Genomic DNA, 13781 nt, shown 5'->3' with positions numbered 1-13781 from the left:
CGCTCCATGTGCACCGTGTCGGGCGCCAGCGCGAGCATCAGCGCGGTCTCGGAATGGCCGGCATGCATCGACAGGCGCTTTTCCTGCTCGCTGATCTGCTTGCTGGAAGCGTTCGGCAGCCGCGACACGCCGTGTGGCACGACCACGAAGTCGCCGTGCCGCAGGCGCAACTCGCGCGACGCCATCTCGAGCACCTGGGGCTGGCCGCCATGCCCGTTGGCGAACAGCAGCTTGCGGAAGCCCGATCGATAGACCGACTCGCCGATCTCGATCACGGTCGAGAGCAGCGTGGTGCCGGTCAGCGTCATCGTGCCCGGGAAGTGCAGGTGCTCTTCCGACTTGCCGTAGGTGACGGTCGGCAGCGCGAAGGCCCGCACCTCGGGCGGCAGGCGCTCAAGCGCCTTGCCCATCACGCCGGAGGCGATCACGCTGTCGACCGAGCAGGGCAGGTGCGGGCCATGCTGCTCGATGGCGCCGCAGGGCAGCACGATGACGGTGTTCTCTCGATCAGGCAGCGCATCGATCTCGGTCCAGCTCAGGTAGGGCAGGAAGCGGTGGGGCGGGATGTAGCCGTGGAGCATGGGAGTCCTGTGACGGAAGGGGTCAGGCGAAGCGGGCCATGGCCTGGCCGACGCGCTGCATGAAGCGTTTCAGCTGCGGCTCGGTGGCCACGTTCATGTGGTAGTGGGCGTGGTAGTCGACTCGCGCCTGCCCGCCCGTGAGGCGCGGCATGTAGCGGGTGACGATCTTGCGCGGCGGGTCGCCCATGTACCAGGCGAGCCAGCGCGGGCGGCCGTAGGTCACGACGGCCGAGATGCGCTTGATGTTCGTGAGCATCGGCTTGACCTTCTTCGGGTCGCTGAGGTCGAAGGCGACGCCGGGCATGAAGATCCGGTCGAAGTAGCCCTTGAGCATCGCCGGCAGGCCGAAGCACCAGGTCGGAAAGCAGAACACGATGCCTTCGGCCCATTGCAGGCGCTCGACGTGACGCTTCAGCGGCAGCTGGTTGCTCGGCACCTCGTGGTAGCCCAGGCGCTCCTCGCGCGACAGCACCGGGTCGAAGCCCTCGGCATAGAGGTCGCAGTCGTCGACCTCGTGGCCGGCGGCGCGCAGCTTGCGCAGCACCTCCTGGTGCAGCGCCGCGTGGAAGCTGGTTTCGACCGGGTGGCAGTAGACGACGAGCACGCGCATGGTTTGTTTGACCGCTTAATCAGAGCAAGTGGTCAGGTTACGCAAGCGACGTGCCAGCGCCTCCGCACCAAAAGCGGGCAAAGTGGGTTTGCTCCCGTGGCGGGGAAGCTAGGCCTTGATGCCGCAGCCGCCGAGCACGAACGCGACCAGCTCGCGCGCGATCGGCTCGCGGTCGATTGGCGCGTCGGGCGGCAGGCCGAGCATCACGCGCGTCTGCAGCGCGTAGTCGGCATAGCTCTGTGTCATGGCCCAGATGTGCATCAGCAGCAGGCGGGCATCGAGCGGCCGCATCAGGCCGCGCGCGATCCAGCCGTTGATGATGTCGACCTTCTTTTGCGTCCAGAGCCGGGCGTTGGGCCAGTAGCGCTCGAGGTTGCGGCCGCCGTCGAGCACCTCGCGCGTGAAGATACGCGAGATCTCGGGGCTGTCGAAGGCGTGGTCGAGCTTCTTGCGGATGTAGTCGCCAAGCACCGCCGCCGGGGCGCCGGCGTGGTCCTCGAACGAGAACACCACCTTCCAGTCGTGCAGCACTTGCATCAGCAGCTCTTCGTAGAGCTCTTCCTTGCCGGCGATGTAGTAGTGCAACTGGGGCTTGGTCAGCCCGGCGCGGGCCGCGATCGCCTGCGTCGAGGCGCCCTTGAGTCCATGCAGGCTGAATTCGGCGATCGCCGCGCTGCGGATGGCGGCCAGGATGCGCTCGCGCCCGGGCCGGGCGCGCGACAGCGGGCCGGTGGGGGCCGGCATCTGCTGCGCGGCCTGGCGCTCGGAGGAAAGAATCTCGGAAGTCATCTTGTTCGGCGGGACGCCGCTTCGCGATGGTAGCGCTTGCCCGGATCTTGCTGCGCCACCGGGCCCGGCCGGCCGGCCGGCATGACCGCATGCATGCACGGCATCGGGCGTCTGCGCCGGATGGGCCGCGTTCCGGTATCGTCTCGCCCCTCCGCACCAACCTCCCCAAGGAGCTTCGATGTATTTCGCTTCCCGATTCCGCGCCATGGCGGGCGCTGCCGCGCTGCTCGCCGCCGCCGCCGTCGCGCACGCCCAGTCGCTGCCGAATGTCGTGATCCTGGCCACCGGCGGCACCATCGCCGGCGCCGGGGCCTCGGCCGTCAACAGCGCCACCTATTCGGCCGCCAAGGTGCCGGTCGACAAGTTGATCGCGGGCCTGCCCGAACTCTCCAAGGTGGCCAACGTGCGCGGCGAGCAGGTGTTCCAGATCGCCTCCGAAAGCCTCACCAACGACAACCTGCTCACCCTGGGCAAGCGCGTCTCGGCCCTCGCCAAGCAGCCCGACGTCGACGGCATCGTGATCACCCACGGCACCGACACGCTCGAAGAGACCGCCTACTTCCTCACGCTGACGGTGCACACGGCCAAGCCGATCATCGTGGTCGGCTCGATGCGGCCCGGCACCGCGATGTCGGCCGACGGCGCGCTGAACCTGTTCAACGCGGTCAACGTGGCGGCAAGCAAGGACGCCGGCGGCCGCGGCGTGCTGGTCACCATGAACGACGAGATCCAGAGCGGCCGCGACGTCAGCAAGACGGTCAACATCAAGACTGAGGCCTTCAAGAGCCAATGGGGCCCGCTCGGGATGATCGTCGAAGGCCGCAACTACTGGTTCCGGGCGCCGGTGAAGCGCCACACGATGCAGTCCGAGTTCGACATCGAGAGCATCGACGCGTTGCCGCCGGTCGAGATCGCGCTGGGCTATGAAGGCGTGACGTCGGTCGCCATCAACGCGCTGGCCGCGAGCGGCATCAAGGCGCTGGTGCATGCCGGCACCGGCAACGGCTCGGTGGCCGACCGCATCGTGCCGCAGCTGCAGAAGGTGCGCGCCGACGGCATCCTGGTGATCCGCAGCTCGCGGGTGCCGGACGGCTTCGTGATCCGCAACGCCGAGCAGCCCGACGACAAGTATGACTGGGTGGTGGCGCACGACCTGCGGCCGCAGAAGGCGCGCATTCTGGCGATGGTGGCGCTCACTAAGACCAAAGATACGAAGGAACTGCAGCGGATCTTCTGGGAGTATTGAGCCCGCCCGGCCGCTCGTAAAATGGCCGGTTCGCCGCCTAGGGGGCGCTTTGCCCTCCTGCGGCCACCAGGCCAACCATGCTGACTTTCCAACAGATCATTCTCAAGCTCCAAGCCTACTGGGATGCCCAGGGCTGCGCGCTCCTGCAGCCCTACGACATGGAGGTCGGGGCCGGCACCTCGCACACCGCGACCTTCCTGCGCGCCCTCGGCCCCGAGCCTTGGAAGGCGGCCTACGTGCAGCCGAGCCGCCGCCCCAAGGACGGCCGCTACGGCGAGAACCCGAACCGGCTGCAGCACTACTACCAGTACCAGGTGGTGCTGAAGCCGGCGCCGAGCAACATCCTGGAGCTCTACCTGGGTTCGCTCGAGGCGCTCGGCTTCGACTTGAAGAAGAACGACATCCGCTTCGTCGAGGACGACTGGGAGAACCCGACGCTCGGCGCCTGGGGCCTGGGCTGGGAGGTCTGGCTCAACGGCATGGAGGTGACGCAGTTCACCTACTTCCAGCAGGTCGGCGGCATCGACTGCAAGCCGATCACCGGCGAGATCACCTACGGGCTGGAACGCCTCGCCATGTACCTGCAGGGCGTGGACAACGTCTACAACTTGAAGTGGACCGAAGGCCTCAGCTACGGCGACGTCTTCAAGCAGAACGAGGTCGAACAGTCGACCTACAACTTCGAGCACAGCGACGCCGACTTCCTGTTCACCGCCTTCGCCGCCCACGAGAAGCAGGCCAAGGCGCTGATGGAGGCCCAGCTGGCGCTGCCGGCCTACGAGCAGGTGCTCAAGGCGGCCCACAGCTTCAACCTGCTGGACGCGCGCGGCGCGATCAGCGTGACCGAGCGCGCCGCCCACATCGGCCGCATCCGCAACCTTGCGCGCAGCGTTGCGCAGAGCTACTACGAAAGCCGCGAGCGGCTCGGTTTCCCGATGGCGCCGCGCGAGTGGGTTGCCCAGATGACGAAGAAGGCGGCCTGAGCGATATGACGACCCTCCAGAAGAACCTGCTCGTCGAACTGTTCGTCGAGGAACTGCCGCCGAAGGCGCTGAAGAAGCTCGGCGACGCCTTCGCCACGGTGCTGCGCGACCAGCTGGTCGCGCTCGGCCTGGCCGATGCCGGCTCGGTGCTCACTGCCTACGCTTCGCCGCGCCGGCTGGCGGCCCACCTGACCCACGTGCAGGCACAGGCCGCCGACAAGGCGGTCTCGCAGAAGCTGATGCCGGTGACCGTGGGCTTCGATGCCGCGGGCCAGCCGACACCCGCGCTGCTGAAGCGGCTGGCGGCGCTGGGCGCCGACGCCAGCGCGGTGCCGGACCTTCAGCGCGCGATGGACGGCAAGGCCGAAGCGCTGTTCTTCCAGACCGTCGCCAAGGGCGCGACCTTGGCCGAAGGGCTGCAGAAGGCGCTGGCCGAGGCGATCGCCAAGCTGCCGATCCCGAAGGTCATGAGCTACCAGCTCGAGACGAACTGCGAGCTGCCGGGCTGGACCAGCGTGAGCTTCGTGCGGCCGGCGCACGGCCTGGTGGCGCTGTACGGCGACGCCGTCGTGCCGGTGCATGCGCTCGGGCTCACGGCCGGCCGGCAGACCCACGGCCACCGCTTCGAGGCCTCGGTGGATCCGATCGAGCTGCGCGACGCCAACAGCTATGCCGAGCAGATGAGCGAGCAGGGCGCGGTCATCCCGGGATTCGAGGCGCGTCGCCTCGAGATCGCCCGCCAGCTCGCCGAAGCGGCGGAGACTGTCGGAGGCGGCACGCAGGCCATCCTTGACGATGCGCTGCTGGACGAGGTCACGGCGCTGGTCGAGCGGCCGAACGTGCTGGTGTGCGAGTTCGAGCGCGAGTTCCTCGACGTGCCCCAGGAGTGCCTGATCCTCACGATGAAGGCCAACCAGAAGTACTTCCCACTGCTCGACGCCGCCGGCAAGCTGACCAACATGTTCCTGGTGGTCAGCAACATCCGGCCCGACGATGCCAGCGCGGTGATCGGCGGCAACGAGCGCGTGGTGCGGCCGCGGCTGGCCGACGCCAAGTTCTTCTTCGACCAGGACCGCAAGAAGTCGCTGGCCTCGCGGGTCGAGTCGCTGGCCAAGGTGGTCTATCACAACAAGCTCGGTACCCAGGGCGAGCGGGTCGAGCGCGTGATGCGGATCGCGCGCGCGCTGGCCGAGCAGCTCGGCGACGCCACGCTGGCGCGCCAGGCGACGCAGGCCGCCCAGCTGGCCAAGGCCGACCTGGTGACCGACATGGTCGGCGAGTTCCCCGAACTGCAGGGCACCATGGGCCGCTACTACGCGCTGCACGACGGCCTGGAGCACGCGGTGGCCGATGCCATCGAGGACCACTACAAGCCGCGCTTCGCGGGCGACGAGCTGCCGCGTAACCCGGTCGGCATCGTGGTCGCGCTGGCCGACAAGCTCGAGACCCTGGTCGGCATGTTCGCGATCGGCAACCTGCCGACCGGCGACCGCGACCCTTTTGCGCTGCGCCGCCATGCGCTGGGCGTGATCCGCATGCTGATCGAGCGCCGGCTGCCGCTGGAGCTGCGCGCCGTGCTCGGCAGCGCCTTCGCGGCCTTCGGCGTCCACAAGTCCGCAGAGCTCGAGCTGAGTGATCCGACCGATGCGCTAGAAGCCTTCATCTACGACCGCCTCGCCGGCAGCCTGCGCGAGCAGGGCGCCAGCGCGCAGGAGGTCGACGCCGTGCTGGCGCCGCGTCCGCAGCGCCTGGGCGAGGTGCCGCAGCTGCTGGCGGCGGTGCGTGCCTTCGCCGCGCTGCTCGAGGCGCCTGCGCTTGCCGTAGCCAACAAGCGCATCGGCAACATCCTCAAAAAATCGCCCGAGGCCGACGCCCACGTCAGCGAGCTGCTGCTGCATGAGCCGGCCGAGAAGGCGCTGCACGCCGCGATGCGGCAGGTCGTGCCAGTGGCCGACGCGCAGTTCGACAAGGGCGACTACACCGCCTCGCTGCAGACGCTGGCAGCGCTGCGCGGGCCGGTCGATGCCTTCTTCGACGACGTGATGGTGAATGCCGAGCAGGCCGACCTGCGGCTCAACCGGCTCGGGCTCCTGATGCTGCTGCATGCGGCGATGAACCGGGTGGCGCAGCTCGAGCGGCTGGCGACCTGATCGGCACACCATGAAACTCGTCATCCTCGACCGCAACGGCACGCTGAACGTGCACCGCGAGGACTTCGTCAAGAGCGACATCGAGTGGACGCCGCTGCCGGGCGCGCTCGAGGCCGTGGCGCGGCTCAACCATGCGGGCTGGCACGTGGTCATCGCCTCGAACCAGTCGGGCCTTGGGCGCGGGCTGTTCGACGTCGCCTCGCTCAACGCGATGCACGCCAAGATGCACAAGATGCTGGCGGCCGTCGGTGGCCGGGTCGATGCGGTGTTCTATTGCCCGCACAGCCCCGACGAAGGCTGCGACTGTCGCAAGCCCAAGCCCGGCCTGTTCCTGCAGATCGGCGAGCGCTACGGCGTCGACCTGACCCATGTGCCCACCGCGGGCGACAGCCTGCGCGACCTGCAGGCCGGTGCCGCCGCCGGCTGCGAGCCGCACCTGCTGCTGACCGGCATGGGCCAGGCCTTCCGCGGTGTGCCCCTGCCCCCCGAGTACCCGCCCAACACCCGCGTCCACGAGGACCTGGCGGCCTTCGTCGATTTCCTGCTGGAACGCGAAGAGCGCGATACGCTGAAAGTGGCTGTCTGATGGACTTCGTCCGATCCGTGATCCACGCGCTGTGGATGCTCGTCACCGTGGTCCCCTGGGGGATCATCATGTGCGTCAGTTCGCTCTGGAAGCGCGGCATCCCGCTGTACTGGATGGCCGTGACCTGGCTCGGCTGGGCGATCGGTGGCGCCCGCGTGCTGCTGGGCATCCGCACCCGCGTCACCGGCATGGAGAATCTGCCGACCGACAAGCTCGCCGGCTGCGTGCTGCTGGTCAAGCACCAGTCGACCTACGAGACCTTCCTGATGCCCACGCTGATGCCGCACCCGCTGGCTTTCGTGTTCAAGAAGGAGCTGATCTACGTGCCCTTCTTCGGCTGGGCGATGGCGCGGCTCGACATGATCCACATCGACCGCAGCCAGCGCACGCAGGCCTTCAACAAGGTCGTGGCGCAGGGCCGCAAGCTGCTCGAGCAGGGCATCTGGATCATCATGTTCCCCGAGGGCACGCGCATCCCGCGCGGCCAGAAGGGCAACTACAAGAGCGGCGGCACACGGCTCGCCTGCGAAACCGGCGTGCCGGTGGTGCCGATCGCGGTGACCTCGGCCAAGGTCTGGCCGCGCAAGGCCTTCGTCAAGCGCCCGGGCGTGGTCGATGTGTCGATCGGCCCGGCCATCTCGAGCGTGGGCCGCAAGCCCGACGAGCTGATGCGTGAAGTCGAGGCCTGGATCGAGGCCGAGATGCGACGGCTCGATCCCGAGGCCTATGCGCCGAATGCCGCCCCGGCGGCGTCGACAGCAGCCTGAGTCCTGAACCATGCGCGGCCTGCTGCAGTTCACTCTCGACCTGTTCGACGCGAAGACGGTCGAGCCGGATCCGCTGCCGCCCGACGGGCCCCACAAGCCGCCGATCCCGTTGGCCGACGCGCTGAGCCCCGCGAGCTTCACCCATCCGCGCGCCACGCGCGAGGTCAAGCTGGGCGATGCGCGCGTGGCCTACGAGTTCACGCGTGGCAAGCGCCGCACCATCGGCTTCGTGGTCGGCGTCGAGGGCCTGTCGGTGCGGGCGCCGCGCTGGGTGGCGCTGCGCGACGTCGACGCCGCCGTCAAGGAAAAAGGCGACTGGATCCTGCGCAAGCTGACCGAGACGCAGCAGCGCCATGAACGGCTGGAATCGGCGCGCATCGAATGGAAGGACGGCGTCGCTTTCCCGTTCCTGGGCCAGCAGGTGACTTTGCGGCTCGATCCGCACCATGCCTTCGATGGCGTGGGCGGGGTGCTCGACGCCGGCGGGGACGGCAGCGACGCGCCGGTGCTGCGGCTGGCGCTGGCGAAGAACGCGAGCGCGGCGCAGATCCGCGATGCCGCGCAGGCCTGGCTGATGCGCCAGGCGCGGCGCATCTTCGTCGAGCGACTCGACCATTTCGCGCCGCGGCTGGGCGTGGCCTGGCACAAGCTGTCGCTGTCGAACGCCTCGACGCGCTGGGGCAGCGCCAGCGCCGACGGCGCGATCAGGCTGCACTGGCGGCTGGTGCATTTCCGGATGTCGGTGATCGACTACGTGGTCGCCCACGAGCTCAGCCACCTGCGCGTGATGGACCACAGCCCGCGCTTCTGGGAAACGGTCGAGAGCGTGATGCCCGACTACCAGCATATGCGCCGGCAGCTCAAGGACGAGCCGGTGCCGCGCTGGTAGGCGTGATCAGCGCCCCAGCATTTCGTACGATAGAACGCATCGACCTGCTGCTGGGCGGAGCGCATTCTTGCGTTCCTGAGCGTGCAGCTCTGCGGGTCTTCTGTCGCGCCGGCCTCCCCGACCCGTCTCGAAGCATCCTGCACGAACTTGCAAGCCGGGTAGCGGCGGGCGCCGAAGGCTTGCAGGGTGTCGTCGACGATGCCAGGGGCGCCGAGCATCTCCGCCAGGACGATGGCGTCTTCGACTGCCATCGCGCCGCCCTGTCCCATGAACGGCGTCGAGGCATGGGCTGCATCCCCGATCACGCCTTGGTAGGCATCGCCCCCATGCAGTACCTCGCGGCTTGCCGGATGGCCGTCGCGGCCGAGAAGCTGTCGAACCAGCGGTTTTCCCTGTACGAGGTCGCGCTGGCCGTCGGCTACGAGTCAGAGAAATCATTCGCCCGGGCCTTTCAGCGCTGGGCCGGCATGACACCCGCGGCCTATGTCAAGAGCCGTGCGGATGAGCAAGATCAGGCAGAGGATCATTCCCGAGGTTCGGAATCGCGCACTCGAACTCTCGCTGGTCAAGTCCATCGAGGCCGGCAACAACCAGCAGCGCGCCGAAACCGTGGCCAACACGGACGGCGAGCCCCTGCTGAGCTTCGAAGGAAGCAGCAACCCGGACCTCGAACACTAGCGCAACGGGTCCGGAACCTTTCGCAGAAGATCGTTCTCGACATCGCGCTGGCCCGTGCCAGGGTGGAGATCGACCAGGGTTCGTCCGGTCGCTCGTGCATCAGCGCCATGGTCCGGGCGATCCTGTCGTCGGACAGCCCGCGCAGAAGTCCCGTCCCGGCGGTCGACTCCGCTGCAAGATGGGCGCGGAGCAGGTGGACCAGCAGCAGATCCGCCATGCGCGCCACCGAGAGCTGCCATCCCGGGCTTTGGGTGATGGTCTCGTCGACCAGCGATTCCATCATCGATGCCAGCACGGGCGCCACTGCAACCCGTTTCTTCCTCAGGATCAACAGGCTCGGCAGGTCCGACATCACCTGGCCGAGCCCGACGACGGGCATCCACAGGTGCAAGGAGTAGAGCTGGGTCGCCTTGCCGCCTCCTCCATGCGAGAAGACGATCGGATGATCCCAATGCCTTCCGACGCTGTGGGCCGAAATGACCTCGCGAAGCGGTGTCGGCTCGATGGAAGGCGAAGAGAAGATGGTGTGCGCTTCGCCGTGCGGCAGCGCGACGATGTCTCCGGGGCCGATCTGCACGGGTTCGACCGGCCCCGCCTGGATCCAGTAGGGCTCCCCCGTGCACATCCGGATGAGGGGACCCTCCACCCCGGTGGAATGCAAGGCCCAAGGTGGCCCGAGGCGCGGAAAGCGTGAACCTAGCCGACACCGCCCGGTCCGCCTTGTAGACGGACAGGATGTGACTCAGGATGTCTTTCTCGGCGCGCTCCATTCGAAGCTCGGTCGGCGCGCCTTCAGCGCGCGTGCGTCACGCCGCCGTCCACGACCAGCGTCGACCCCATCACGTAGTCGCCGGCCCGCGAAGCCAGGTAGATCGCGGCTGCCGCCATGTCCTCCGGCTCGCCGATGCGGCCGGCCGGAATGCGCGCCTTGACCTCGTCGCCGTGGTCGCGCGCGTCCTTGTTCATGTCGGAGGCGAAGGCGCCCGGCGCGATCGCGCTGACCACGATCCGGTCCTGCGCCAGCCGCAGCGCCATGCGGCGGGTGAGCTGGATCAGGCCGGCCTTGCTGGCCGCGTACGAGTAGGTTTCCTGCGGGTTGACCGAGATGCCGTCGATCGAGGCGATGTTGATGACCTTGGCGAGGTGGTCGGTGGCCGCCTTCTTGAGCATCGGCGTCAGCGCCTGGGTCAGGAAGAAGGGCGTCTTCAGGTTCAGGTCGACCACCTTGTCCCAACCGCTTTCGGGGAACTCGGCATAGGGCGCGCCCCAGGCCGCGCCGGCGTTGTTGACCAGGATGTCGAGCGAGCCCTCGTGCTTCGCGTAGGCCTCGACCAGCGCTTGCGCGCCCTGCACGGTCGAGACGTCGGCGGGCAGCGAGACGCAATGGCCGAAGGCCGACAGATCCTTGGCGGTCTGGTCGCAGGCCGCGGCCTTGCGGGCCGAGATGTAGACGCGGGCGCCCTGGGCCAGGAAGCCCTCGGCGATCATGCGACCGATGCCGCGCGAGCCGCCGGTGATGAGCGCGGTGCGGCCCTCGAGCGAGAAGAGTCGGGTGGTGTCCATGCGGTGTGTCTCCTTGGGTTGCGATGCAGTTGCCGGTCGAAAACGGCTTCCCGGAGCTTAGTGCGCGATTCGGTCGCCCGGCGTCACCTTGGCGCCAGTTCAGGCCGGCAGGGCCAGCGAGCGCAGGCTCGTGAAGCGCCGCTCGGCGCCGCTCAGCGGATCGAGGAAGGCGACTTCCCGCGCCAGCAGTTGCAGCGGATGGTCGAAGTCGTCGCTGCCTTCCGGCCGCAGCGCGGGATAGATCGCATCGTTGCGGATCGGCATGCCGAGGGCCGCGCAGTGCACCCGCAACTGGTGCCGGCGGCCGGTGACCGGCGACAGGCCCAAACGCGCCCAGCCGCCGTGCGCCTCGAGCAGTTCGAAATGCGTCTCGGCGTTGGGCTCGCCGGCGACCTCGGACATACGCATGAAGTGCGTATCGGACGCGAGCCTGCTCCGGCGCATGGCCGGCAGCGCCTGGCCGGGCCGCCAGGGCACGATCGCCTCGTAGCGCTTGTGGATGGCGCGCTCGGCGAACAGCGCGCTGTAGGGGCCGCGGCCAGCCGGCTGCACAGAGAACAGCACCAGGCCCGCGGTCTCACGGTCGATCCGGTGCAGCGGCGCCAGGTGATCGAGGCCGAGCTTGCGCTTGAGCCGAACCAGCAGGCTCTGCTGCACGTACTTGCCGACCGGCGTGACCGGCAGGAAATGGGGCTTGTCGACCACCAGCAGGTGCGCGTCCTGGTGCAGCACCTGTTCGTCGAACGGAATGACGGGCTCCGTGTCGAGCGCGCGGTAGTAGTAGACCCGCAGCCGCGGCTGGTAGGGCCGTGCGCGGGTGACCCGCACGCCATGCTCGTCGACCACGTCGCCCTCTTCGATGCGGGCTTCCCAGGTGGGGCGCGGAATCGCCGCGAAGCGCTGCACCAGGAAATCCTCGATCGTCGGCCAGTCGCCCCCCTCGGGCAGCGCGACGCAGCTCGGGCCGACGCCATCGCGCACGGGCAGCGGCAGGCGGGTCATGTCAGGGCAGGCCCCAGGGTCGCGACGATGTCGTCGAACAGCGGGCGCGCGGCGGGGTCGTCATCGAGACAGCGCAACCGCAGCCCGTCCAGCAAGGCGTGCACCGCGGCATCCGCCGGCTCGCAACGCTCCAACAGCTCTTCGAGCAGGCAGCCGAAGGCGCGGGACTCGACCCGCTGCAGTGCCTCCGACTGGGCGTCATCGTCGCGCGGCAGGAACGAAGCCGCGCCGAAGTCGCCGAGCAGCGCCTCGCCGCGGCCGTTCCAGAGGATGTTGTGGCCGTAGAGATCGCCATGCAGGATGCCGCGCGCATGCAGCCGGGCCACCGCCGAAGCGATGCCGCGCGCCATGCGCTGCGCAGTCTGTGGCGACCAGCGGGCACCGTCGGCGTAGACGTCGCGGGTGCAGGACTGCAGGCTCGGCGGGCCGGCCAGGTTGCGAAAGCCCGGGTCCACCAGCTCGAGCACGAGGCCCGAGCTCGCGTCGGGATGGTTCTCGACCCGTCCCAGCACCGGGATCAGGCCCGGATGCGGCCCGGCCGCGATGCAGGCTGCCATCTCGCTGTGCGGCCAGCCGTCGCTGGTGACTGCGCCTTTGAACAGCTTCACCGCGACCGGCCGGTGGCTGCCACCCGGCGGCCGCCAATCGGCCTGGTGGATCACGCCCGAGGCGCCTTCGCCGAGCTTCTGCTTCAGCGAGAGCTCGCGCCAGTCGATGGCCCGCGTCGGCTGGGCATCGATCGCGTGCGCTTCGGGCGCCTCGTCGAAGGGATTGCCCGCGAAGGCGATCCAGGACAGCCGTGGCAGCGACAGCAGCCAGCCCGGCAACGCCTCGAAGCGATTCGCCGAGATGCGCAGCAGCTCGAGGGCGCGGCAGGCCGCCATCGATTCGGGCAGCGCCTGCAGGCGATTGCCGGCGAGCATGAGCTTCTGCAGCCGCCGGCGCTCGCCGAGTTCGGCCGGCAGGGCGCCGATCTGGTTGTCGGTCAGGATCAGCCAGCGCAGCGCCGGCGGCAAGGCGGCCGCGGGCACATGCGCGATGCGGTTGGCCTTGAAGGCGATCATCTCGAGTCCGCTGCATTGCCCGACGACTTCGGGCAAGGCGGTGAACTGGTTGTCGGAGCAGAAGAGCACGCGCAGCCGATGCAGCCGGGGCAGGTCGTGCGGTAGCGAACTCAGCGCATTGCCCGAGAGGTTCAGCACCTCGAGCGTGTCCGCCAGATCGAAGATCTCGGGCGGAAACTCGCTCAGGCCGCAGCTCAGGTCGAGCCGCTTCGCCCCGGCCAGCTCGCCCGCGCGCAGGCGGACCAGGTCCGTCATGGCGCAAGCCCTGCGCAGCGCGCTCCAGACCTCGCCTTCGGAGCGGCCGGTCGACTCATGAAAAGACGCCGAAGCGGTAGATGCCGTCGGTGCCCAGCCTCCGCTGCACCTGGCCCGAGAACCACAGCAGGTGCAGGTGGGCCACGGTCTCGCCCATCGCGAAGGTCATCTGGTGCAGGTCGAGCGCGCGCTTGAACAGGATCGGCAGGCCCTCGGCGGCGCTGTGCGGCCGTGCGACGCAGGCTTCCAGCAGCTCGGCCAGGCGGTCGCGGTGATGCTCCTGCAACTGCTCGACGCGGCGGTGGATACCGGTGAAGGGCTTGCCGTGCGACGGCAGCCCCAGCGCGTCGACCGGTAGCGACTTGAAGCGTTCGATGCTGTCGAGGAACAGCCGCAGCGCGTTCGCCTCGGGCTCGCCGGCATGCACGCTCACGTTGGTCGAGATGCGGGGCAGCATCATGTCGCCGCCCAGCAGCACGTTGAGCTCCTCGCAATACAGCGCGATGTGCTCGGGCGCATGGCCGTAGCCGCTGATGCAGCGCCAGGCGCGGCCGCCGATCATGACGTCGTCGCCATCGAGCATTCGAACGAAGCTCGCCGGCACCGAAGGCACCATGT

Annotated in this window: 15 protein-coding genes and 2 pseudogenes; 8 read left to right on the top strand and 9 right to left on the bottom strand. The window is 68.6% G+C overall.

All coding sequences use genetic code 11. The features are described from left to right. From AC1DY5_RS19315 to AC1DY5_RS19305, 3 genes are all read right to left on the bottom strand, one after another. Positions 1-581 (bottom strand): creatininase family protein (locus AC1DY5_RS19315; protein WP_478113881.1); only part of this gene is annotated, 581 nt, incomplete at its 3' end. A 22-nt stretch (positions 582-603) separates the two neighbouring features. Continuing rightward, on the bottom strand, positions 604-1191 hold the full coding sequence (locus AC1DY5_RS19310) for an NAD(P)H-dependent oxidoreductase (protein ID WP_478113879.1): 588 nt from the start codon (positions 1189-1191) through the stop codon (positions 604-606). Positions 1192-1299: 108 nt separating this feature from the next. Next, positions 1300-1980 (bottom strand): TetR family transcriptional regulator C-terminal domain-containing protein, encoded by a 681-nt coding sequence (locus tag AC1DY5_RS19305; RefSeq protein ID WP_478113877.1) that lies wholly within the window; start codon positions 1978-1980, stop codon positions 1300-1302. Between the two features lie 178 nt (positions 1981-2158). Here AC1DY5_RS19305 and AC1DY5_RS19300 point away from each other — a divergent pair, with 178 nt between their 5' ends. From AC1DY5_RS19300 to AC1DY5_RS19275, 6 genes are all read left to right on the top strand, one after another. Beyond that, on the top strand, positions 2159-3226 hold the full coding sequence (locus AC1DY5_RS19300; protein ID WP_478113876.1) for an asparaginase: 1068 nt from the start codon (positions 2159-2161) through the stop codon (positions 3224-3226). 77 nt (positions 3227-3303) lie between these two features. Further along, complete coding sequence (gene glyQ, locus AC1DY5_RS19295) at positions 3304-4209, top strand: glycine--tRNA ligase subunit alpha (protein WP_478113875.1); 906 nt, start codon at positions 3304-3306, stop codon at positions 4207-4209. 5 nt (positions 4210-4214) lie between these two features. Next, complete coding sequence (gene glyS / locus AC1DY5_RS19290) at positions 4215-6359, top strand: glycine--tRNA ligase subunit beta (RefSeq protein ID WP_478113873.1); 2145 nt, start codon at positions 4215-4217, stop codon at positions 6357-6359. A 10-nt stretch (positions 6360-6369) separates the two neighbouring features. Continuing rightward, positions 6370-6945 carry a D-glycero-beta-D-manno-heptose 1,7-bisphosphate 7-phosphatase gene (gmhB, locus tag AC1DY5_RS19285; protein ID WP_478113871.1) on the top strand — a complete coding sequence of 192 codons (576 nt, stop codon included), beginning with the start codon at positions 6370-6372 and terminating at the stop codon, positions 6943-6945. Next, a complete protein-coding gene (locus AC1DY5_RS19280; RefSeq protein WP_478113870.1) occupies positions 6945-7712 on the top strand; it encodes a lysophospholipid acyltransferase family protein in 768 nt (255 codons plus the stop codon). The genes gmhB and AC1DY5_RS19280 overlap by 1 nt, the downstream gene beginning before the upstream one ends. Positions 7713-7722: 10 nt before the next feature. Further along, positions 7723-8601 (top strand): M48 family metallopeptidase, encoded by an 879-nt coding sequence (locus AC1DY5_RS19275; protein ID WP_478113868.1) that lies wholly within the window; start codon positions 7723-7725, stop codon positions 8599-8601. Here the strand turns inward: AC1DY5_RS19275 and AC1DY5_RS19270 are convergent. Further along, complete coding sequence (locus AC1DY5_RS19270) at positions 8550-8906, bottom strand: FAD-dependent monooxygenase (RefSeq protein WP_478113866.1); 357 nt, start codon at positions 8904-8906, stop codon at positions 8550-8552. The genes AC1DY5_RS19275 and AC1DY5_RS19270 overlap by 52 nt on opposite strands. On the opposite strand from AC1DY5_RS19270, the pseudogene AC1DY5_RS19265 reads away from it, so the two are divergent. Then, a pseudogene (locus AC1DY5_RS19265) lies at positions 8886-9080 on the top strand (helix-turn-helix transcriptional regulator); the annotation flags it as partial. The gene AC1DY5_RS19270 and the pseudogene AC1DY5_RS19265 overlap by 21 nt on opposite strands. A 22-nt stretch (positions 9081-9102) precedes the next feature. Continuing rightward, positions 9103-9279 carry a hypothetical protein gene (locus tag AC1DY5_RS19260; RefSeq protein WP_478113883.1) on the top strand — a complete coding sequence of 59 codons (177 nt, stop codon included), beginning with the start codon at positions 9103-9105 and terminating at the stop codon, positions 9277-9279. A 232-nt stretch (positions 9280-9511) separates the two neighbouring features. Here AC1DY5_RS19260 and AC1DY5_RS19255 read toward each other — a convergent pair. The 5 genes and pseudogenes from AC1DY5_RS19255 to AC1DY5_RS19235 all read right to left on the bottom strand — a co-directional run. Next, a pseudogene (locus AC1DY5_RS19255) lies at positions 9512-9904 on the bottom strand (cupin domain-containing protein); the annotation flags it as partial. A 167-nt stretch (positions 9905-10071) separates the two neighbouring features. Continuing rightward, positions 10072-10842: an SDR family oxidoreductase gene (locus AC1DY5_RS19250; protein WP_478113864.1), complete on the bottom strand. Its 771-nt coding sequence runs from the start codon at positions 10840-10842 to the stop codon at positions 10072-10074. 99 nt (positions 10843-10941) lie between these two features. Beyond that, a complete protein-coding gene (locus tag AC1DY5_RS19245) occupies positions 10942-11844 on the bottom strand; it encodes a pseudouridine synthase (RefSeq protein WP_478113862.1) in 903 nt (300 codons plus the stop codon). Next, positions 11841-13163, bottom strand: a complete 1323-nt coding sequence (locus tag AC1DY5_RS19240) for a leucine-rich repeat-containing protein kinase family protein (protein ID WP_478113860.1) — start codon at positions 13161-13163, stop codon at positions 11841-11843. Before AC1DY5_RS19240 ends, AC1DY5_RS19245 begins: the two co-directional genes overlap by 4 nt. 55 nt (positions 13164-13218) lie before the next feature. Beyond that, a partial coding sequence (locus tag AC1DY5_RS19235) for an MBL fold metallo-hydrolase (RefSeq protein ID WP_478113858.1) occupies positions 13219-13781 on the bottom strand: 563 nt, incomplete at its 5' end.

The sequence above is a fragment of the Variovorax sp. P4_D9 genome (genome assembly GCF_056401695.1).
This window is presented reverse-complemented; position numbering and strand designations above follow the sequence as displayed.